This is a genomic window from Myxococcus sp. CA040A (assembly GCF_013336725.1).
In the GTDB taxonomy this organism is placed as follows: domain Bacteria; phylum Myxococcota; class Myxococcia; order Myxococcales; family Myxococcaceae; genus Myxococcus; species Myxococcus llanfairpwllgwyngyllgogerychwyrndrobwllllantysiliogogogochensis.
Map to the genome: position 1 here is coordinate 1 of NZ_JABUMR010000015.1, position 20,311 is coordinate 20,311.

17 protein-coding genes are annotated in these 20,311 nt (G+C 67.5%); 9 read left to right on the plus strand and 8 right to left on the minus strand.

The genetic code is table 11. The annotated features are described in order from the left end of the window. Window positions 1-342 precede the first annotated feature (342 nt). The gene (locus HUA75_RS41790) at window positions 343-690 is read left to right on the plus strand and encodes a hypothetical protein (RefSeq protein WP_141647451.1); all 348 of its coding nucleotides are present in this window, start codon (window positions 343-345) and stop codon (window positions 688-690) included. 53 nt (window positions 691-743) lie between these two features. On the opposite strand, the gene HUA75_RS41795 is transcribed toward HUA75_RS41790, so the two are convergent. The 5 genes from HUA75_RS41795 to HUA75_RS41815 form a co-directional block, all read right to left on the minus strand. Then, window positions 744-1,394 carry a M23 family metallopeptidase gene (locus HUA75_RS41795; RefSeq protein WP_246137664.1) on the minus strand — a complete coding sequence of 217 codons (651 nt, stop codon included), beginning with the start codon at window positions 1,392-1,394 and terminating at the stop codon, window positions 744-746. Then, on the minus strand, window positions 1,394-2,260 hold the full coding sequence (locus HUA75_RS41800) for a PD40 domain-containing protein (protein WP_141647452.1): 867 nt from the start codon (window positions 2,258-2,260) through the stop codon (window positions 1,394-1,396). Before HUA75_RS41800 ends, HUA75_RS41795 begins: the two co-directional genes overlap by 1 nt. A gap of 176 nt (window positions 2,261-2,436) precedes the next feature. Further along, a complete protein-coding gene (locus HUA75_RS41805; RefSeq protein WP_174489616.1) occupies window positions 2,437-3,693 on the minus strand; it encodes a glycosyltransferase family 4 protein in 1,257 nt (418 codons plus the stop codon). Between the two features lie 438 nt (window positions 3,694-4,131). Further along, a complete protein-coding gene (locus HUA75_RS41810) occupies window positions 4,132-4,956 on the minus strand; it encodes an SDR family NAD(P)-dependent oxidoreductase (protein WP_174489617.1) in 825 nt (274 codons plus the stop codon). Window positions 4,957-5,113: 157 nt separating this feature from the next. Continuing rightward, on the minus strand, window positions 5,114-5,866 hold the full coding sequence (locus tag HUA75_RS41815) for a hypothetical protein (RefSeq protein WP_174489618.1): 753 nt from the start codon (window positions 5,864-5,866) through the stop codon (window positions 5,114-5,116). A gap of 215 nt (window positions 5,867-6,081) precedes the next feature. On the opposite strand from HUA75_RS41815, the gene HUA75_RS41820 reads away from it, so the two are divergent. The 8 genes from HUA75_RS41820 to HUA75_RS47305 all read left to right on the plus strand — a co-directional run bounded on the left by HUA75_RS41820 (window position 6,082) and on the right by HUA75_RS47305 (window position 15,361). Further along, window positions 6,082-6,531 carry a hypothetical protein gene (locus tag HUA75_RS41820; RefSeq protein WP_141647456.1) on the plus strand — a complete coding sequence of 150 codons (450 nt, stop codon included), beginning with the start codon at window positions 6,082-6,084 and terminating at the stop codon, window positions 6,529-6,531. A 63-nt stretch (window positions 6,532-6,594) separates the two neighbouring features. Beyond that, on the plus strand, window positions 6,595-7,254 hold the full coding sequence (locus HUA75_RS41825) for a hypothetical protein (RefSeq protein WP_174489619.1): 660 nt from the start codon (window positions 6,595-6,597) through the stop codon (window positions 7,252-7,254). Window positions 7,255-7,334: 80 nt separating this feature from the next. Then, the gene (locus tag HUA75_RS41830) at window positions 7,335-8,834 is read left to right on the plus strand and encodes a hypothetical protein (protein ID WP_174489620.1); all 1,500 of its coding nucleotides are present in this window, start codon (window positions 7,335-7,337) and stop codon (window positions 8,832-8,834) included. Between the two features lie 213 nt (window positions 8,835-9,047). After that, window positions 9,048-10,700 carry a hypothetical protein gene (locus HUA75_RS41835; RefSeq protein WP_174489621.1) on the plus strand — a complete coding sequence of 551 codons (1,653 nt, stop codon included), beginning with the start codon at window positions 9,048-9,050 and terminating at the stop codon, window positions 10,698-10,700. A gap of 265 nt (window positions 10,701-10,965) precedes the next feature. Continuing rightward, window positions 10,966-11,499: a DUF4833 domain-containing protein gene (locus HUA75_RS41840; protein ID WP_174489622.1), complete on the plus strand. Its 534-nt coding sequence runs from the start codon at window positions 10,966-10,968 to the stop codon at window positions 11,497-11,499. A 129-nt stretch (window positions 11,500-11,628) separates the two neighbouring features. Continuing rightward, on the plus strand, window positions 11,629-12,882 hold the full coding sequence (locus HUA75_RS41845) for an endonuclease (protein WP_141649009.1): 1,254 nt from the start codon (window positions 11,629-11,631) through the stop codon (window positions 12,880-12,882). 407 nt (window positions 12,883-13,289) lie between these two features. Further along, window positions 13,290-13,817 (plus strand): hypothetical protein, encoded by a 528-nt coding sequence (locus HUA75_RS41850; protein WP_141649008.1) that lies wholly within the window; start codon window positions 13,290-13,292, stop codon window positions 13,815-13,817. Window positions 13,818-14,026: 209 nt separating this feature from the next. Next, complete coding sequence (locus tag HUA75_RS47305) at window positions 14,027-15,361, plus strand: serine/threonine-protein kinase (RefSeq protein WP_256433577.1); 1,335 nt, start codon at window positions 14,027-14,029, stop codon at window positions 15,359-15,361. Between the two features lie 195 nt (window positions 15,362-15,556). On the opposite strand, the gene HUA75_RS41860 is transcribed toward HUA75_RS47305, so the two are convergent. From HUA75_RS41860 to HUA75_RS41870, 3 genes are all read right to left on the minus strand, one after another. Then, window positions 15,557-16,081 carry a hypothetical protein gene (locus tag HUA75_RS41860; RefSeq protein WP_174489623.1) on the minus strand — a complete coding sequence of 175 codons (525 nt, stop codon included), beginning with the start codon at window positions 16,079-16,081 and terminating at the stop codon, window positions 15,557-15,559. 13 nt (window positions 16,082-16,094) lie between these two features. Next, window positions 16,095-17,666, minus strand: coding sequence for a hypothetical protein (locus HUA75_RS41865; protein ID WP_371746316.1), 1,572 nt, complete (start codon window positions 17,664-17,666; stop codon window positions 16,095-16,097). A 421-nt stretch (window positions 17,667-18,087) separates the two neighbouring features. Beyond that, window positions 18,088-20,055: an APC family permease gene (locus HUA75_RS41870; RefSeq protein ID WP_254628055.1), complete on the minus strand. Its 1,968-nt coding sequence runs from the start codon at window positions 20,053-20,055 to the stop codon at window positions 18,088-18,090. Window positions 20,056-20,311 lie beyond the last annotated feature (256 nt).

Here is a 20,311-nt window from a genome sequence, read left to right on the forward strand (position 1 = left end):
GCAGCGCCTGGCGCTGCTTCCTCTTCAACCACTGCCTACCTTTGCCCTCGGGCAGGGCCTTCTCGCTCTCAGGTCTTCTGCGCACACAGAGCCGAACGAGAGGTGCCCCTGCTCCCTCTTCCCGCCTTCTCCGCGCCCGCCTGCTCCCCAGCCTGATCGCGAATCACGAACTCTGGTTTAGACACAGCCGCGCGCGGATGCGCTGCATCAACGCGCACTCTCCACCCGCTGGCAGGCATCGTTCACGTCCCGGTCTCCGGCCCCCCGTTTGCGAGGCTCCAGCGAGACTGGTAGACGCTCTCCAATCCCGCCGCTTTGGCGGGTCTGACGCGGAGAGCCTGGATGAACAGCCTTGGACGCCTTGCAGTGGTGTGTGGCCTGTTGACGCTGATCGGTTGCGGTCCGGAAGCCCCTGTGCCGGAGGCCTCGGAGGAGGCCACCACGAGCCAGACCGCCGTTCCCGTGGGCCATCCCATCTGCCCGGAGGTGATGCCTCCGCTGTGCGAGGACGGCGACCTCTACCCCATCTACTCGGGCAAGTGCCTCATTGGCTTCAACTGCGTTCCCCATGTCGTCGCCAACGCCATCTGTCCGAACCCGGTCTATCCGGCCCCGGGCTTCTGCGAGGACGGCATCATCACCCCGGTGTACGTGGGCGGCTGCATCGTTCGCTATACCTGCACGCGGTAGTCCCCCGCGCGCCCGCCCACCGCTGGTTGCGTGGGCGGGCCGCATCCACACCGCTACTGGCAGGCGATGCCGGGCAGGCCCCGGTATGCCCCCTGCGACGTCCACCGCGTATACGGCGTGCCGCACGAGCCCGCATACGGGTCATCCGTGCCGTAGCCCGGCACCCAGTATTCGAAGTGCAGGTGTGGACCCGTGGAGGCACCCGACGAGCCCACTCGCGCAATCCAGTAGGCGCAGTCGAGCGACGTGCCCCGGGCGAACTGCTGCGTGTAGGCCTTCAAGTGCCAGTACCAGGTCTGGGTGTTATCCGGGTGCCGCATGATGATGTAGTTGGCTGTGTAGAGGCCGCAGGCGGCGTAGGGGTTGGACTGGTTCCAGTAGTTGCACCGGTCGTAGTACCCATCCACGTTGGACTCGATGTAACCCCGCGCGGCATTCATCGCCCAGACGCCGTAGTCCATCTTGCTGAACCCGCCGACCAGCGCGTAGTCGGTGCCCGTGTGGCCGCTGTAGCGCACACCACCACAGGCGTAGTCCCGGCCACCGTAATCCTTGTACGCGCTCACGGTGCACCCGCCGTTGCCACACTGGTCCGCGAGCTGCGACGCGGGAAAGCGGAACATCGTCTGCGCGGAGGACAGGGCCGGAAGGGCCAGCAGCGCGAAGGCCAGCGCCACCGTGAGCTGCTTCAGCATCGCGCGCATCACTTCTCACCTCCCAGGTCCGCGGAGGCCGCGCCCGTTCGCACGTTCAGCTTCCAGAACTCACCGCCGCCCGCGTTGTAGCGGAGCACGTCGTCGCTCACCCATTCCATGTGATGACTGGAGACGGGCGGTGGCACGAAGCCCTTGGGCGGGCCGCCATACAGCATCGTGCTGTCCATCCCGATGTTGGTGAGTTGCTTCGGCGCCGAGCCATCCACGTCCGTCACGTAGAACGACGCCACGGTGGTGCGGCCGGACACGAAGACCACGGTCCTGCCATCCGGAGAGATGCTGGGCGTCGCATCCACGCCGGGGCCATCCGCCAGCACCTTCACTCGGCCCTTCATGTCGATGATGCCCACGGAGGTCTCGTGCTTGGGGCCACGGGACATCGCCAGCGTGGCCACCAGGGCGTCGCCCTTCGCCGTGGGGAACAAATCTCCACCCACGCCTTGCGCCAGCAGTCGCTCCCCGCCGTTGGCATCGCGCAGGCGCAGGTTGCCCTCGCCATCCAGCAATGCCACCTCGGGGCCTACCGTCCGGGCCTCGCGGTACTTGAACTCACGGGCCACCACGCGCACCGCGCCCGTGGCCTCGTCGTACTGGACGATGGCCAGCAGCGGCAGTTCGTCCGTGCCCAGCGCCTCGGCGGGAATCTCCGCGACCACGCCCGCCAGCATTCCCTTGCCCTGCCCGAAGAGGTGGACGAACCGGGCCTTGGGTCCGAACTCCTTCGCGACGGCGGGAGCGATGAAATCACGCGCCTTCGTCACACGGCGCAGGTCCGCCGGATTCATGCGGTCCGCCGCGGAGGCGCTCGCAGCCGCCAGCGTCAACACGGTGAGTGCCAGGAATTGTCTTCTCATGTCGCTCCAGGGGTGAGGGGTGACCCATTCGATGATGTGTGACGAATGGGTTTTCCTACCGCCCGGGAACGAGTTGCTTGGAAACCAATGATTGCTTGAGCGCGTAAAATTGAAGACAGGGTGTGTTTCGGAGCTCCTCGGGTCGCGGATGTTTTCAGTCCGCGCGGTCGCGGCGTTCAGGCCGCCGCTTGATCGGCGCGGGGGGCAGCCCCCTGCCACGCGGCCTGACGTTGAGGCGCGCGCGAGGCATGAATGGCATCCAGCAGTCGACGGCCCGTCTCGCGGTAGTCAAAGGAGCGCACGGCCCGTTCGCGTGCGGCCCGCGCCATCCGCTCGCGCAGCGCCACGTCCTGCCCGAGCCGGAGGAACGCGTTCGCCAATCCCTCTTCATCCCCCTGGGCCACCAGCAGGCCCTCCGCCCCGTCGGAAATCATGTCTGGCGTGCCCCCGATGATGGAGCAGACCGGGGGGACGCCACACGCCATGGCTTCCATGACCGCGACGGGAGAGGCCTCGCCGAGACCAATACTGGAGAGCACGAAAGCATCCGCCCCGTGCAGCAACTCGATCACCGCGGCTTCTCCGAGCGGCCCCACCAGCTTCACGTGCGGCTCCAGCCCGAAGCGGGCAATGGACTGGCGGATCTCCTGCTCGTACGGCCCCCGTCCCCCCACGGTGAGGTGTGCTCGAAGCCCTCGGTCCAACGCCTTGCGGAGTGCGGCGAAGGTATGGACGTGGCCCTTGCAGAGGTGCAGCCGCCCAACGGAGACGAGGTGAAGGCCGCGGGGGGACTCCACGCGCTGCGGCGGAGGAACGAAGCGGTCGGTGTCCACCCCCATCCACAGGGTGTAGGTACGCTCCGGCGGCAGCCCCACGTCCTCGATGAGTTCGCGCTGCATGGGGCGCGCGGCGGCGGCCACGAACGTGGCGTCCCAGGCCTTCGCGGCGTGGTCCGTTCCATACACAGGCAGGTCGCCGTGGAGGTGGAAGCTATAGCGCGGACCACCGAGGATTCTGCAAAGCGCGAGCACGTGCGCGGCGTCCGCGGCGGAATGGCCATGAAGGTGGTCCAGCTTCCGCTCGCGCGCGTAGTGGAGGAAGTCCACCGCGCACGCCAGCATCCCCAGCGCTCTCGCCTTCTGCTTCACGTCCACCGAGAGCCTGGAGACATACGCGAGGGCCTTCGCCATCCCGGGGAAGTCCCGAGGCGAAAGCAGCGCCGACGAGAGTCGGGGCGGGTAGAGATACGTGGTCTCGGAGGCCGCGCGCTCCGCCCATTCATGCGGACATCCCTCCACCGGGCGTCGCGTGGAGAAGATGTGTACCTCGACGCCAGCGGCGCGCAGGGCGGTGATCTCCCGCCAGAAGAAGGCGTGGGTTTGCGTGGGGAACTCTGGGATGAGCATGCCCAGACGAAAAGGGGCGACCGTCATGGCCCGCGTTCTATCCAGAAGTGTCCACGCCATGGAACAGCCAAAGCACGACGGGCCCGAAGTGGTGGAGAAGTGTGCAGTGCAAACCAAAAATAGACGGCCTCATTCGCGCTCGCGATGTGGCGCCTCCTGGGTCTTCCCTACCCCCAATCTCCACCCATGGAGCGCGACTGAGAGTCAATCCATGTCCAGGAAAATATGCACCGTCATTGTCGTCACGCCGCGAGGGGCCCATTGGCGGTGGGTACCGGGGGTGCTTGAACGCCCTGGCGCGTCTGACAATTCTGACCAGGAGGGAATGAGCACCTGACGTTGGCCGCGAGTTCCAAACGTGCGCGCGGTCGGCCCGGCGCGCGCGGCGTCCTTGAACCACGGACGCCGCGGGTCAGCTCAGGCGAGCATCGCTTCCGCTCTCAGGACGACGGACTCCAACCCTTGTCAGGAGGAGCCTTCCGCGAGACGCGTAAGGCCCAGCGTGTCCGCATAGCTGTGCAGGCCGCGAATGTGACTGCCACCGTCAACCGCGAGGGTGTCCCCGGTAATCCATGACGCGAGGTCGCTGCAGAGGAACGACACCACCTTCGCCACGTCCTCCGGCTCGCCACACGGCTTGCCGAGCGGAGTGTGGGCAAGAAACTCCCGCCCCATCGCCCCGGTCAGGAGCCCAGCCCCCTCAGCCAGAGGGGTGCGGATGGCTCCCGGTGCCACGACATTCACGCGGATGTTGTACCGCCCCAGCTCCGAGGCCGCGACCTTCGAGAAGTTCGCGAGCCCCGCCTTGGAGGCGCAGTAGTGGGCGAGCCCGTCCGTCACGGCCGTCTGGTTCAACGAGGAGATGTTGACGATGGAGCCCGGCTGCTTCGCGGCGACCAGCGCCTTCGCCAGTGCCTGGGTGAACAGGAAAGGGCCCTTGAGGTTGATGGCCAGAACCTGGTCGAACTCCTCCACCGGCAGCTCCAGGACTGGGCGGAGGGTGGCCGAGCCTGCGTTGTTCACCAGGATGCCCGGGAGGCCGAACTCACGCGTCGCAACCTCGATGGCCCGCGCCACGTCCTCCACATGGACCACATCTCCCGCGAAGGGCACGGCCCGCGTGCGCCCCTCCGCCACCCGGTTGAGCTCCACGGCGGCCGCCTCCACCTTCTCCCGGGTCCGCCCGAAGAGGAGCACGTTGGCTCCGTCTCGCATGAGCCGCGAGGCGATTCCCAGCCCGATGCCCTGCCCTGCTCCTGTCACGATGGCACTGCTCGACACCAGCTTCATGGTGGCTCCTGTTTCCAAGTTTCAGGTACAAGTCTAGCAGCCCGGTGGCGGTCTGACGCCGCGGCTCTTCGGCCATGAGCGTCCACTCCTGTCCGAAGAGGCGGAGCCCAGCGGCGTGGTGTCGCCGTGTGGGAAGTGTCAAAGGTTGCCCAGCAGCTCAGCGCGGCCCCGCCACGAAGGCGCGCAGGTCCGCCACCAGGGCGGGGGCATCCACGAGACGGGCCGGAGCGAACGTGCCCTGGGGAGCCTCCTGCTCTTTCGCCAGCCGATGCGGCGGACCCCATGAGCGGCCATCATCCCGCGTGGCATACGAGAACCACAGCGTGCGAGGCTTTTCGCCGGTCCGCTCCAGTCCCGCCGAACCCACGAGTACGCCGCGGCCTCGCGCGCGGATGTCCAGGTCGTGGACTTCGAGATACTCGCCGTTCCAGGTGGGCGCGTTCAGCTCCCTTGGAAAGCCCAGCGTCGCACACGTCGCGGTGGCGAAGTCGTCGTCCGAGCGGACGACGGTGAACGACTGGCCCGGGTCTCCCATCTGTCGCTGGGTGACGATGATGACCTTGTGACTCGAAGGTGACACGTAGAAGCCGACCTCTTCCTCTTCATGGCGGGGAACAACCGCGCGCCAGCCCTTCGGGCCCTTGATGAAGAGCACCATCCCACTCGCCGCTTCGGCGGCTTCCCGCGGCTCGCGCAGGTAGCTCAGCTTTCCGACGAGCAGGTCCTCGCGCGTCGCGACACCCTTGAGCCCGAGCCGCGCCGCGTCGTTGACGAGCTGCTCGGTGAGTGGGCGCACACCCGCGCAGGCGACTTCGTCCTCCTGGGTGGACTGCTTCTCGCCCGCCCATCCCGTGGCCGCGAGAAGGACCGCCGCCGACGCAGCACCGATGACAAAGCCCTGCTTCCTCATGTGCTCCACCTCTGCGGCCATCAGAGTGGATCCATCTCGGAGTGTCGAGGTGTTGGACACGGATGGCGAAGGAATCCCGTCGCCCTCGTTCGATGACAAGCAGATGCGATGCCCTCACATGGCGCCCCCGCCTCTGGCTTGTCGTGAGTATTCGAGCGGGCAATTCGCACTCGAGCTGTAGGCCTATCGAAGTGTCTCTCTTTCCTGGAGGTCCCATGTCCTCGATTCGTCCCCTTGTCGCGGGTGCAGTCCTGTTGTCGATGGCAGTCCCGGGAGCGGCGCTCGCTCGCGCCGCGTCTGGCTTCCTGGGCAGTCCCTACAATCCGGCGGATGCTGGTTGCTTCAGCAACTACTACGGCTCCGCTCGCAACAACTGCTCCACCACGAGGAGCTGGTGCATCCCGGCGGTGGTCGACCCCGCTGGCTCGTACACCGTGAATGTCGTGGCGTACGCGCCGAACACGTCCGCCACGGTGGGCTGCTACGCGACGGGTGTGGATGACGCGATCTCCGCCGTCTGGACGTCCGGGATGCGCTACGTGTCGTCCTTCGGTTCCGGCGCGCGGTACATCACCCTGACCGGCGCCTATGTGCCGGGCAACGGGCAGCTCTTCGTCTGCTGCGACGTCGGCCCTGGCGCGGGCGTCAACGGCATTCTCTGGTAGGGATTGCCTGACGGGAACGGCCCAGGTGTGGCCGTTCCCGTCATTTCCGAACGGAGCGCGTCAATGAGAGTCGAGAGAATCATCGTGGGCACGCTCCTCGTCGGGAGCCTGATCATCCAGGGGTTGCATGCCCAGAATCAACGCGAAGCACTGGCCCTCCTTCGGGATGAACTGGACCGCGTCGCCATCTCCGTGGAGAAGCTGCAACGGGTTTCGTCGGCACGTGGAAGCGAGCCCCCGGCCCGGTTGACTCTCGCGCCCGTACGGCAGGCCCCGCCGACAGTCATCGTCGCACCCGACCACGAGCTGGACGAGCCCCTGCCCCCGCCGCCCCCCGCCGCCGTTCCCTTCGACTCCAATGCCGCGCGCGCCCACGTGGAGCGGACTTTCGAGCACGAGTCCTCCGACAGCGGTTGGGCCTCTGAAGCGCAGCGGGAGATTCGTGAAAACCTGTCGTCCCACCTGCCAGCGACCGCGTCCGTGCGTGACTTGGATTGTCGCGCGACACTCTGCCGTCTGGAGGTCGACTTCCCGGTGGAGACAGACTTCCAGGAGGCCATGGGCCGGCCAGGCGCCATGGCGCGCCTTTGGAAGGGACCGAGCATGGCCCGCATCGACCGAGACAGCACTCGCGGGTCCGTGACGGTCGTCGGGTATCTCGTCCGTCCGGGACATCCCATGCCGGTGGAGGCCCCCAAGGGCTCTCTGTCCACTCTCGAATAAGGCCTCATCTCAAGGCCTGATTGGCGAACGACGTCACGCATCCCACCCTCTGTCGGTTCTGGGCCGGAGAGGAGCATGAGATGAGAGCCAGTCATTGGTCTGTCCTGTTGACGGTGGGCCTCGCGGGATGTGGTGCGCCCACCCGACTCGAACTCCAGGGAGCGGGCCTGACGCCGCTCCCGGAGAATGCCTCGGTGGCCCGCACGAGCGAGAGCGCTCGCGAGGACTCCCGCCACGCGTGCCCGGGCGCCGCATCACGCCTGAAGATCGTCATTCCCCCGGGGTCCGGAGGCTCCATCAATGGGCCATTCCCGGAGTCGTTCGTCGACGTGCGGGGAAAGCTCTACTTCGCCACCAACCTGTTCGACGGCAGCGCGACCCTGTGGCGCAGCAACGGCACGGAGGCCGGCACCGTCCCGGTGAAGTCGTTTCCCGCCGCCCCTGTCGGCGTCCCCCCGCTGAGAAACCTGTTCCCCGTGGGCGACCTGGTCTTCTTCCAATTCGATGAACCCTCCACCGGCCGGGAGCTGTGGGTCAGCGATGGAACCGAGACCGGAACCCGGCTCGTCAAGGACCTCACGCCCGGCCCCGAGGGCACGTATCTCGCGGCCGTCGCCGCGCAGCACGGTCAACTCACCTTCCTGAGGCTGTGGTCCTTCGCGCCCGGCAATCCTCAAGTGGAGCTGTGGCGCTCGGATGGGACGGCCTCGGGCACGGTGCGGTTCGCGAACTTCGGGACCAGCGCGACTCTTGGCAACGTGTCGCTGCGGGTGGGCGACAACCTGCTCTTCTTCCTGGCCTCGCCCGAGCAGGGCACCGCGCTGTGGCGCACCGACGGGACCGCGAGCGGAACCCAATTCGTCAAGAAGCTGGATGCCCAGGTCGTCAATCTCACGACCACGGGACAGGCGGGGGCCGTGGGCCTGTTCCTGTTCAAGGACGGCGCGAACACGGAGGTGTGGAAGACGGACGGCACGGCCTCGGGCACCCTCCGGCTGGACGCGTTCGGAAAGAGCGTCAACCTGCTCGGGGCGCTGCACGACACCGTCTACCTGTCCTCGGTGGACAGCACGACGATGCTGATGCGCATCGAGAGTCTGTCCCTCCAGGGCGGTGGCAAGGCCTCCGTCACCACGCTGCCCAATCCGTTCGCGGGCCAGGAGGCCGCCTACCCCTACCCGCAGCAGATGGCCGTCTCCGGGGACCTGCTCTACTTCTCCGTGGCCATCGCCAGCCCCGGCCCCCCGCCCCGCGCCGCGACACTGTGGGTCTCGAATGGAACCGCCGCGGGAACTCTCCCACTCTCGGAAGACTTGAGCCTGAGCGACGAGTACGCCTCGCCCTTGTTCCCGACGGGCGACGGTGCCGCGCTGTTCGTCGCGTCGACGACGCACACCAGCCTGGAGCCCTGGTTCACCCAGGGCACTGTCGCGACGACCCGACTCCTCGCGGACATCCATCCGGGTCCTGCTTCATCCATCCCCGATGGCTTCGCCCGCGTGGGTGATCGCATCTACTTCCGCGCCGTGGACGACACCGGCTCCTATCAGCCGTGGTTCGTGTCCTGTCCGCGAAGGTGACGCGGCGCCTGACTCAATGGCAGCAGCCTGACCGAAAACCCCTCCGAGTCTGTCCTTTCGGAGGCCGACCCAAAAAGGCATGACACCTGTCCGGCTCGAATTGCGCAAACACCTCGTGAATGCTTGCGCAGTGAAGGGCTGTCAGTCCATGACATGAACACCGTCAGGAGCCGCGGTTAGGGTGTGAATTCCTAACGCTCCTTGGAGGTCTTCATGCAATTGCCGCGATTTTCTGTCGTACTGGTTTCAGCCTGCGCCGCATGGCTGGTGGGCTGTGGGGATGCACCCGCGGACTCGATGGAACTGGCGGACGGGCTCTCCACCATCGACCCACGGTCGGGCCCCACGGGGGATGGGACCTGGATGGGCGAGCCCACTGGCGCGGGCTGCGAACCCGACGCAGGCACTCCGCCGCCCACGGATGGCGGACCGTCTGCCGACACCGTGCTGGTGACGAGCACCACGCGCTTCTTCACCTCGGTGGGCATCTCCGAGCAGGTCGAGGACCTGTCTGCCAATCCCCCTGAGATCCTCGTGCCCCAGGGCGCGACCTTCTCGCTGATTCTGGGCTCCGCGGTGCCCGGTGGCTGGGAGTTCCGGGGCGTGCCCCAGGGGCCGTACTACCTGCACACGGGGACCACCCACGTCATCACGTCCGCGCGCCACGTGGACGTCGGCAGGAACCGGCTGGGCCGGGAGGATGCCATCTACTCGGAGTTCAACTGGGCGCCCCTGCAGATCAACCTCTTGAACCTGGCACCGTGGACGCCATCCGGGTCCGGAAACCTGCAGCCCGGCTCCAGCCTCCAGCTCACCTCCGGGCAGGTGGACCTGTTCGGCTGGATGGACCTCTTCGAGAGGGTCCCCGGGGGTCAGACGTCCATCCTCACCAACCAGGCCAGCCTGTCGCTCGGCAGTGGCTACAACATCCCCATCTTCGAGGCCGCGCGCGGAGACAGGATGTATGTCAATCAGCTGAGCCAGTTCAGCGCGCAAGCGCTGTCGGATGGGACACCCGTGGGCTACGCCGCCGTGGAGCGCTCCCTGGAAGTGGGCGCGTTCGACTTCGCGCCGGACGGGGTCAACCCGCTGCCGGTCTCCGGCATGCTCCAGCCCGTGAGGATGCGCGAGTTCCCCGTGGAGTGGCGCCTGCCCGCGTTCACGCGCTTCGCCTCGGAGGTACACCCGCTGGCGGCGCCCTGGACGCCCACGCTCCAGGTCCTGCCCGCCGCGCATGGGCTGTCCGAGGGTTGGATCGGCTACTCGGGTGAGCTGCTCACCCTCCGCCTGCCCCGAGCCTCCTCGTTCGACTACACGACCCGCCTGAAGTTCGGCAATCCGTTTCCCCAGAACTGGGGTGTCGTCGGCGCCTCGGGCTACAGCTTCCGGCACTCCGTCCTGCTGCCGGACGGCTCGGGCAAATCACTCGCCATCTCGGGCACCATCTCCACGGTCGACACGCTCGACAATCTCATCGCGGGGCCGCTGCAGCCCCGGGTGTCCCCGCCCCGCTCACTGACCATCGACGGCGTGCCCGCGAGCGTGCCGCGCGAGGTGGGCTCCGTAAGCCCCGTCATCGCCTGGGCACCGCCCACGCTCGGCACGCCCAATGCCTACCGGGTGGCCTTCTACCGGTATGACCCGGACCTGAACTTCGCCTTCCAGACGGCGAGCCTCTATGTGCCCGGCTCGGCCACGCAGGTCCGACTGCCGCCCGACGTGCTCCAGCCGGACAGCATCTACTACCTGCGTGTGGGGGCCATCGACGCCCCTGGCTTCGACATGGAGCGCCACCCGTTCACGATCCACGAGCAGGTGCCCTACAGCAGCGCGGATGCCGTCAGCTCCCTCATCACCACGCCGTAAGCGGCTTCGGGGGAGCTGAAACGTTTCGCCACCTCCCGGCCACGCGGCCCGGGTCCGGACGGGGTCAAACCTCACCGGGCCCGGGCCGTGGTGTCAGGAGTTGCATCTTCCGCCACACCAAATTGCGGACCTCCCTCGTCTTCCGTGCTAGGCAGCGCCCGCCGAAGCGCCTCGGCCGGGTGACAGCTTGAGGGCCCTGGGGTGTTGAACCAGTCCAGAGCCTCCAGACCTGACCCACGGCACCGCGCCGAAACAGGGGGACCGCATGTTTCCGAAGACCGGGTTCACGAGTGCCGTCACCGCGGTGCTGCTGGCGTTCGCTCCGAGAGTCGCCGCCGAGCCCACCGTCCAGGCGCCGTCCGCCTTCTTCCTCTCCCGGAGCGAGAACCGGAACCAGGTCCATTACGCCGTGGCCCTGGATGAGGGCTGCCGCCCTGTCGGCGCGCGTCCCGTGCACGTGTACTGGCGGATGCTGGAGCGGGGCGAAGCGGAGGTCGAAGCGCTGCTGAGCATCGAGCTTCCCGCCTATGGACTCGAGGACGCGCAGCAGGTGGAGTCCACCGCCGAGGGTGGGCGGGTGCGCATCCGCCTGCGGTCATTTCCGGATCGCCCCATCGACATCACCACCACCCTGGTGCGCGGTCAGTGCTCGGTGCAGGCCTGGACGAAGTTCGGCGCCAACTCGGCCCAACTGGTCCACATCTTCGTGAAGACGTCCTGGCCCTTCTCGGTCGACTTCGTGCGGCTGGATGGCGTGGGCGCCGAAGGTCAGGCCCTCTCCGAGCTGATCCGCCGGTAGGACGTCCCGCCCGCGCCGGAGCCATGAAACACCGGCGTGATACCCCTGGAATTTCCAGCGGTTCCGGCTGCGTCAAAAAATCCGCGCGGAAGTGACAACCTCAGGGGGAACGGGGCCGATAATGCCCGCATGACCAGTGTCGTCGGCCCCCGCCGCTCGCCCCTCTCCGCTCGCCCGACCGAAACTGAAACCGCGCGTGAAACGTCTTCACCCCGGGCACCTGCCCCGGCGCGCAACGAGTTCGAGCCCTCGCGGCAGGGACTCGCGGGCCTCACCCCCTCCCTCCTGACGAAGCTCGGCTCCGTCTTCGTGCCTGGCGCCCCCACCGTCGCGAACGCGGCGGCCCCGAGCGCGAAGGCCGCGACGGGAACGGCGGCGACGCCGCTGACCCCCAGCACGAGCCCCAACGCGGCCATCCAGGACAACGCCACCGTCACCAGCACGCTGGACGTCGCGGACGACGCCAAGGTGGAGTCGCTCAAGCTGGACCTGGACATCGCGCACACCTACCGGGGTGACCTGACGGTGACGCTGACGTCCCCGTCGGGCAAGAGCGCGGTGGTGTCCAACCGCCAGGGCGGCTCCGCGGATGACCTCAAGGGTTCGTTCGACCTGAAGGACTTCGCGGGAGAGCCCACGAAGGGCACCTGGAAGCTCGAGGTGAAGGACACCGCGAAGGGCGACATCGGCACGCTGAAGCAGTGGGGGATGAACATCGTCCCCGAGACGAAGGCGCCCGAGCCGGACCCGGAGCCCTCGGATGACCCGTTCGACGGCCTGCGCGACGACGCGCTGCTGAAGGCCGTGAGGGACTCGGCCTCCGGCAAGAAGGTGGTCAGCTACAACGAGGCGCGCAACATCATCTTCTCCAGCCTGGACGTGAACGCCGCTGGCAACGTGGAGTGCGTCTACACGGGCGTGGAGGTCAAGGGCGGGAAGATTCCGAACAGCTCCGTGATGAACGTGGAGCACACCTGGCCGCAGTCCAAGGGTGCCACGGGCGCCGCCAAGAGCGACCTGCACCACCTGTTCCCCACCGACAGCAAGGCCAACTCGCGGCGCAGCAGCTTCCCGTTCGGCGAAGTGGTGAACGTGAAGTGGAGCCACAACGGCGCCAAGCTGGGCACCGACGCCAAGGGCAACACCGTGTTCGAGCCGCCCGACTCCCACAAGGGCAACGTGGCGCGCGCGATGTTCTACTTCTCGTCCACGTACAACAAGCCCATTCCCGCCGATGAGGAAGCCGCCCTCAAGGCGTGGAACAAGCTGGACGGAGTGGACACCGCGGAGATCGAGCGCAACCGCCGCGTGGCCAACATCCAGGGCAACACCAACGCGTTCGTCGACAACGCGGACCTCGCGGATCGCGTCAAGGATTTCTAGACGCCCGCTGAGCCGCACCGGTGATGAAGCACAGGGGTTGGATGGCGCGAGCCGTCCAACCCCTTTCATTTGGGCCCGTCCATCCGCCACCGCGACATCGCCGCCCGGAACTCGTGGTGTGGGGAGTGCTGACAATCCTGTCGCGATGGCTGCTCGCCCACTCCCTCGGCTCCGGGGAAAAGCGAGGGGCATCGCGAGGCATGGGTGTTGCTTGGAGACAATCGCCACCCAGCCACAGGAGCGACTGTCTGACTCGCCTCGCCTTCGTCGCGCTGCTCCTCCTCGCCCCGGCGGTTCGTGCCCAGGCGGAGTCCCCCAGGCCCCAGACCGAGTCCACGGCGGCCATTCCGAAGACCTCCCTCTGGCTGTCGCCCGTGACGCACGCCTTCTTGTTCTTGGGAGGGCCGATGACGGAGCGGCTCCACGTCGCCGTGCCCATTGGCGTGGGCCGGAGCTTCTCGGAGACAACCACGGGGGTGCTCGAAGTCACGCCAATGCTGACGCGCAACAGTTGCAACCGCGAGTCCATGCGCTGCGACACGATACGGCAGCTCAAGGTCACCCTGGGCCTGGCGTGGAAGCCCGCGCCCAGGGCTCGTGGGCAGGGCTTCTTCTTCCAGCCCAGGTTGAGCGGCATGTGGACCTTTGACAGCCAGCATTTCCGCCCCTTCGGAAGGGCCTCCGCGCTGACGTATGAGCAGGAACATGGCTTCCAGGTCACCCTGGGGATGGACGTGGGCTACCGCGTCGTGACGCGACGCTCTGGATTCTTCTTCGAGCCCATGCTCGGACTCGGCATGGGCTACAGCGTGAACCAGCGACGCAAGGCCATCGACGTGAGCTTCCAGTATGGAAATCCCATGACGGAGGACCGCACGGACCGCGCCATCACCGACCTGGACCTGGACCTGGTTCGCCTGGGCGTCACCTTCTGAATCCAGTGTCCCGGTACTCGATACGGAGCAGGCTCTCGCGCGCCAAGAACCATTCGCTCACGACGCGAGATATTCATGGAAACCTCCGCGCATGAAACAGGCTCGGTACATCGGGCTCGTCTGAGATTTCCCGGTATCAACGACTGAAACATACGTCATCAGGCGGATACCCCTCGCCATGTGGGCGGCTTGGGTATACCGGTTGATTCATGAGCCGCTCGTCAGCTTCGGTCGGGACATTGCTGGGTCAGAAGTATCAGCTGCGCCAAAGGATTGGCGTGGGGGCAATGGGCATCGTCTACGAGGCGGCGGAGCTCGACGAGACCGACGCGGTGGCCATCAAGGTGCTCCAGCAGCACCTCCTCGACAACGAGGCCGTGCTCGCGCGCTTCCGTCGGGAGGCGCGCGCCATCGCGGGGCTCCAGCACCCGCACCTGGTCGAGGTGAAGGACTTCCAGTGCAACCCGGACGAGCCTCCGTTCATGGTGATGGAGCTGCTCCAGGGTCAGACGCTCCGACTCCTGCTGAAGCAGCAGGGTCCCCTGCCCGTCGCGCGCGCGGTGGCCATCGCGCTGCAGACGTTGTCCGCGCTGGAGACCGCGCATCGCGCTGGGGTCATCCACCGCGACATCAAGCCGGACAACCTCTTCATCGTCTCGAGCGAGACGGGTGACAAGGTGAAGGTGTTGGACTTCGGTGTGGCGAGGCTGCTCCACGAGGACGACGCCTCGGCGGTGGGCGCGGAGGCGGGAGCCTGGGTGGGGACGCCGTCGTTCATGGCGCCCGAGCAGGTGCGTTGCCAGCCCGTTGACGCGCGCGCGGATCTCTACTCGCTGGGTGCGTGTCTGTACCAGATGGTGACGGGGAAGCAGCCCATCGACGTCGCCGACACGGTGGCGCTCTTCTCCGCCATCGTGGAGCGGGTGCCGCCGCTCGCCTCAGCGATTCGCGCGGACGTGCCCGAGGACTTCTCGCGAGTGCTTGCACGCGCGCTGCACAAGAAGCCCGCGGAGCGCTTCGCTGATGCCGAGGAGATGGCACAAGCGCTCAGGCCGTGGGCCACCCCGCCCTGGACTGAGACCGCGCTTCAGCTCGACGCGGGGCCTGAGCTTCAGTTCGACATTGCGCATGAGCTTCCGCTCGACACTGCGCCTCACCTCGACGCCGTGCCCGGGCCGCAGCTCAGCGCCGTGCCCGCGCCTCTGCTCGACACCGTGCCCGCGCCCCAGTTCGACGCCGCCCCTGCGCCTCGGCCCAACGCCGCGCCTCAGCTCGATGCCGCGCCCGCACCGCAGCTCGACGCTGCGCCTGCGCCTGCGCCTCAGCTCGATGCCGCGCCCGTGCCTCAGCCCAACGCAGCGCCCGTGCCCCAGCTCAGCGCCGCGCCTGCGCCAAACCTCGCGCCTGTGGATGAGCGTGCGCCGGTTGTACCGGTGGCGCCTCCGCCGCCCCTGCCCCGCCGCCGCTCGGCCATGAAGGAGAGCCTCATGGTCGTCGGAGCCACCCTGCTCGGGCTCGTGGTAGGCGTGGCGCTCGGGTTGTAAAGCGGGGTGCCGCACACCGCGAGCGTCGTCAGTGCCTTCACATCCTCGCAGGCCGCGACAAAAGAAGACGCGCCCCTCCACGCTGACGCAGAGGGCGCCCGGACCTCAAGCACGGGGAGCGTGCTCAAGGTCAGACATCCAAGAATGACTCTCTCAAAGGAGCGGGAGCCCCAAGGGCCCCCGCCCCTCCCACCCTCAGTGGACGATGAACGTCGAGGGGAGCAGGACCTTGGCGCCTCGGCCCTGGAAGAGGCTGTCCTTCAGGTGCAACTGGATGACGACGTGCTTGCGCTTCTCCAGCTCCGCGCGCTTGGTCGTGAACAGGATGGAGCCCGAGCGAGCGTTGATGAGACCCGGCGCGCCGGACTCCCGGAAGGCCCCCACGTCATCGAAGTGCACGCGCACGTCCGCCGACTGCGCTTCCGCCGGCAGGTAGAAGTACCCCAGCAGATAGGCGTGGTCCGTCTGAGCCAGGTCCATGGAGCGCGCGGACGCGGCGAGCTGGAACGGAATCGACTTGCCCTGCGCAATCACCTCGATGCGCCCCACGCCCAGCAGCGCCTTCTCATACAACTCCGCATCCTGACCGAGCAGCCGCAGCTCGAAGCGGTCGCCCTCGGGCACCACGATCGGGTCCGGTCCACCGCTTCCATCACACGCGCTCAGCGTCAGCGCCACGAACATCCCGGACAGGGCCATCCACCTTGAATTCGTCATCATGTCATCCCCCCTTTCAGTACTGCGGTTCCACGGCCCGCTCCTGCCCCAGCAGCGGATCCATCTTCCAGATCTTCTTGCTCAGCGGCACCGCCCTGCGCTGACCGGAGCGGTTGTGCTTCTCCAGTTGCTCCAGCGCCTGCTCCAGCAACAGCGGATTCGGAGCAACCCACGCCTCCAGGCCGGTCAGCGCCGGAGCCTGTGTGCCGAAGAACCGCTCGTTGCACGTGGCCGTCAGCAGCTCACGAGCGACCTTCACCTTGAGGGACTCGAAGTCCGAGCGGATGGCACCGCCCTGCGAGATGGCCGGGTTGGCCCAGAGGATACCCAGCGCGGTCTCCGTCGTCGTGACCTTGCCCAGGTTGCCCAGCGAGATGGGGCCCGGCGCCAGACACTCGCTCAGGGCGTCCTCGCTGGAGCCAAAGAAGCCGTGATCCCTCGTCAGCATCGGAGTGGATCCCCCGCTGCCCACGGGAGGAGGCAGGTTGAAGGCACACGCCGCGCCGTCCGCGAACTGCGTGGCGGGCCCCGTGGAGACGGTGGTCAGCGCACCCGTGACCAGGTTCACTGAATAGAACGTGTTGGCGAGGTTCACGTTCGCGTTGGTGGAACCGTAGAAGAACAACTGCCCCGCGGCCGTGAAGACGGCGGAGACCATGGAGTTGCCCACCGACGGCACGCCGTTGATGAGCGTCGGCAGGAGGAAGTCCGTGTGGGTGCCCAACAGCGGATTGATGACGGTGACGCGTTGGGTAGCGCTGTTGAAACCATACAGCATCCCGTTGATGGGGTTCACCGCGAAGTCCGCGATTCGGAACGTCGCGGGAGTGCCCACGACGACATCCGTGAGCGTCGCGCCCGTGGTGGTGTTGATGCGGACCAGGTGGTTGCTCGTGATTTCAAATCCGAGGTAGGAGCCGTCCTCCAGGACGGCGCCCGCGCCCCAGAGCGCCGTGTTCGCGGCCCCCGTGGCGAGCGGAGCGATGACGTCGGAAGAGCCATTGGCGTCCACCCGGATGAAGCTGGGCTGGACCACGCCGTCGGAGCTGATGGCATACAGGAAGCCGTCGACATGGTTGAAGGCGAGGGCATTGTACGGCAGTGAGGTCTCCCCCTGGAGCGCGAGCGTGGCCGTGCCAGGGTCGAAGATGTACAGACGCGACGGCCCAGCGGGCAGCCCGGCGCTCGAGGAAGACGCCGTCGAGATGTAGACCGTGTCGTCACACGTCAGGATGCGCTCCTGGGAGCAGAGCACGTTGACGCCGTCCTGGGCGGAGCCGCTGTCCCAGCCGATGCTGAAGACGTTCGTGAAGGAGGCCTCCTCGTTGGGTGTGGAAGGATTGGCGTCCAGCGCGCCCAGCGCGATGCAGGCCTCGTAGGTGGGCAAGGGGAATGAGCACTGATACGTGACGTTGCCACCCACGGGGACCGTCCGCGGCGGCGCGGGGTCGAGCGTGCACGCGGTCAGGAGCGGGTCCGCCGCCAGGAGGAGAATCGACTCCAGCGTCGGATGGATGTTCGTCGCGCTGAACGTGAAGTTCAGCGTGTTCGGATAGGTAATGATCGTGGCCTGCTTCACGCCATTCACGAGCTTCTCCGCTCGGAAATCGTGAGCCCAGACACCCGGGGCCCATAATGCGCCACCGAGCAGGACTCCAAACCATCTGCGATTCATCTTTATGCCTCCGCGCCCTTGGGGGTTACGGCCAGGGACGCCGGACGCCCTGCACGGAAGGTGCCCGGTTTGGCTTGGTTCACAAACTATTCCTGATGACGCCTGCGAATGCCCATCAGTCCCGGCGTGTGATGACCACGCGGCATGAACAGACAGACATTCTCGAATGATGGGTGCCCGAGAGGGATTGTCTGCCCGATGAAGGGCTCGACACCCGCCCCCCAGGGCAACACCGCCTGCGGGGCAGAACACGAGGGAAACAACCTACACGGAAATTTTTGGCAAAAGAGCCCTGCAACAATTCCAGTCGAAACACACCATCCGTGACGGGTGCTCAGGAAGGAGCCACGGGCCCTGACTCCCCGACGGGCCCGAGTGCGGAGCCGGGCTGGGACTGGTCTTCGGTGCGCAGGTACCAGGGCACGCTGATGACCACCAGGCGCCGGGCTCCGGACAGCATCAAGGTGCTGCGCAGGAGCTCAGAGCGGCGCCCATACATGACAGCCCGGTACCACCGGCGCTCCAGCAGCTCCGGCAGGACGACGGCCACCGTGCGGTGCGGGTCCTCGGCGAGGAGTCCGTCCACGTAATCCAGCAGGGGCTGCACGAGCCCCCGGTAGGGCGAGGGGACTTCGTCCAGCCTCGGCACCTGGAGGCGGGCCCGCACCGCGGGCTCCTGGACGAGCGCGGCCCACTGGTCGGCCAGGGCGCCCGGAGCGGCCTCGTCCTCGTCGGTGCGCACGTGGACCGCGCGGACGTCATGACAGAGCCCCAGCGCGAACCGCAGGGCGGTCTCCGACGCGTGGGACCAGCGGCTCATGGGCACCACCGCCACCATGCTCCCGCGCGAGTCCACCGCCATGGGCCGCTGAAGCCCTGTCGTCGCGCGCACGCGCAGATAGGCCTTGTGGACCCGACTGAACAGCAGCACGCCCAGCGGGATGATGACCACGGCGGCCCAGCCGCCATGGGTGAACTTGGCGACGATGACGATGGCCAGCGCAAGCCCCGTCAGCAGCGCGCCCACGCCGTTGAGGACGCGGCGCCACCGCCACCCCGCCTCGCGACGGCGCGTCCAGTACACCACCATGCCCGTCTGCGAGAGGGTGAAGGCGAGCAGCGCGCCAATGGCGAACAGCGGGATGAGTCGGTCGGTGATGGCATCCGAGGCGAGGATGAGAACCCCCGCGAGCACCGCGAGCAACAGGATGCCTCGCGAGTACGCCAGCCTGCGTCCCCGGTGCACGAAGGCCACGGGCAGATAGCGATCCAACGCCAGGAGCCAGCACACGCGAGGGAAGCCCGCGAAGCTGGTGTTGGCCGACAGCGCGAGCACGCCGAGGATGGACGTCATCGCGACGTAATAGAAGACACCCCGCCCCGTCACCGCCGCGAGCAACTGGGACAGGACACTCTGGTAGCCCGGGCCGTCGGGCGCCGTCGCGCCCACGCCATAGACCTGGCACAGCGCGGACACGCCGAGCAGCAGCAGCACGAGGATGAGGATGATGAGCGACAGCGTGAGCCTGGCGCGGCGCACGGAGGGCGCGCGGAACACCGGCACCGCGTTGCTGACCGCCTCCACGCCCGTCATCGCCGTACAGCCGCTGGCGAAGGCCCGCAGCACCAGCCACAAGCCCACGCTCGCCGAGGGCGAGGGCAGCGCTGGCGGAGGGATGTCACTGGCCGGAGCGCCCCCCTGCGCGAAGGCCCGGAACGCACCGACAGCGAGCAGGATGAAGAGCGAGCCGATGAACATCGCGGTCGGCAACAGGAACAGGGCCCCGGCTTCCCGCGCGCCTCGGAGGTTGACGAGCGTGAGCAGGCCCAGCAACCCCAGCGCGAGCCCCAGCGTGTGCGGCCGCAGCGCGGGGAAGGCGGAGACGATGGCGCCCACGCCCGCGGAGATGCCCACCGCCACGTTGAGCAGGTAGTCCAGGAGCAGGGCGGACGCCGCGAGCAGCCCCACCCGACGGCCCAGGTTCTCTCGCGCCACCGTATAGGCCCCACCGCCGCGCGGGTAGGCGGCGATGGTCTGCCGGTAGGAGGACGCCACCACCACCAGCAGCCCGACGATGCACGCGGTGATGGGCAGCAGCAGCTTCACGCCCGTGGGGCCCAGCGGGCGCAGCACCGTGAGCGCGGCCTCGGGGCCATACGCCGCGGACGACAGCGCATCCAGCCCGAGGAGTGCCACGCCCGCGAGCACGCCCACCTGCTCGTGTGACGCCTGCGCCGTCGTGAGGGGCTTGCCGAGCAGCATGTCCATCCAGCTCCGGCGGCCCGTCCTGGCGTGTTCCATGCCGCCCCCTCTGGCGCCCCTCGTGGTCCCGTCGCCGGGCGTCCCTCACGGGCAACCTGGGGATGCCACGCTCCAGGCAGAGCGGGCGGCGCGCCAGGCGCGCGACTCCACCCAATCCCTCGCATCCGCCCCAGGACACGTCGCATGCCTCCGCGCGGACACCTCGCTGCCCCGGGGTGATGGGCTGCCAACACCCGGAGTCCGCTTGTGTCGTCCCCGGACGCTCGGCCCTGGAGTCGGCTTCACGGAGCCCTCC

Bases quoted from the DNA above. Each gene is read 5' to 3' on its own strand.
- HUA75_RS41790 (WP_141647451.1), top strand. From the start codon at position 343: ATGAACAGCCTTGGACGCCTTGCAGTGGTGTGTGGCCTGTTGACGCTG.
- HUA75_RS41795 (WP_246137664.1), bottom strand. From the start codon at position 1,394: ATGCGCGCGATGCTGAAGCAGCTCACGGTGGCGCTGGCCTTCGCGCTG.
- HUA75_RS41800 (WP_141647452.1), bottom strand. From the start codon at position 2,260: ATGAGAAGACAATTCCTGGCACTCACCGTGTTGACGCTGGCGGCTGCG.
- HUA75_RS41805 (WP_174489616.1), bottom strand. From the start codon at position 3,693: ATGACGGTCGCCCCTTTTCGTCTGGGCATGCTCATCCCAGAGTTCCCC.
- HUA75_RS41810 (WP_174489617.1), bottom strand. From the start codon at position 4,956: ATGAAGCTGGTGTCGAGCAGTGCCATCGTGACAGGAGCAGGGCAGGGC.
- HUA75_RS41815 (WP_174489618.1), bottom strand. From the start codon at position 5,866: ATGAGGAAGCAGGGCTTTGTCATCGGTGCTGCGTCGGCGGCGGTCCTT.
- HUA75_RS41820 (WP_141647456.1), top strand. From the start codon at position 6,082: ATGTCCTCGATTCGTCCCCTTGTCGCGGGTGCAGTCCTGTTGTCGATG.
- HUA75_RS41825 (WP_174489619.1), top strand. From the start codon at position 6,595: ATGAGAGTCGAGAGAATCATCGTGGGCACGCTCCTCGTCGGGAGCCTG.
- HUA75_RS41830 (WP_174489620.1), top strand. From the start codon at position 7,335: ATGAGAGCCAGTCATTGGTCTGTCCTGTTGACGGTGGGCCTCGCGGGA.
- HUA75_RS41835 (WP_174489621.1), top strand. From the start codon at position 9,048: ATGCAATTGCCGCGATTTTCTGTCGTACTGGTTTCAGCCTGCGCCGCA.
- HUA75_RS41840 (WP_174489622.1), top strand. From the start codon at position 10,966: ATGTTTCCGAAGACCGGGTTCACGAGTGCCGTCACCGCGGTGCTGCTG.
- HUA75_RS41845 (WP_141649009.1), top strand. From the start codon at position 11,629: ATGACCAGTGTCGTCGGCCCCCGCCGCTCGCCCCTCTCCGCTCGCCCG.
- HUA75_RS41850 (WP_141649008.1), top strand. From the start codon at position 13,290: ATGACGGAGCGGCTCCACGTCGCCGTGCCCATTGGCGTGGGCCGGAGC.
- HUA75_RS47305 (WP_256433577.1), top strand. From the start codon at position 14,027: ATGAGCCGCTCGTCAGCTTCGGTCGGGACATTGCTGGGTCAGAAGTAT.
- HUA75_RS41860 (WP_174489623.1), bottom strand. From the start codon at position 16,081: ATGATGACGAATTCAAGGTGGATGGCCCTGTCCGGGATGTTCGTGGCG.
- HUA75_RS41870 (WP_254628055.1), bottom strand. From the start codon at position 20,055: ATGGAACACGCCAGGACGGGCCGCCGGAGCTGGATGGACATGCTGCTC.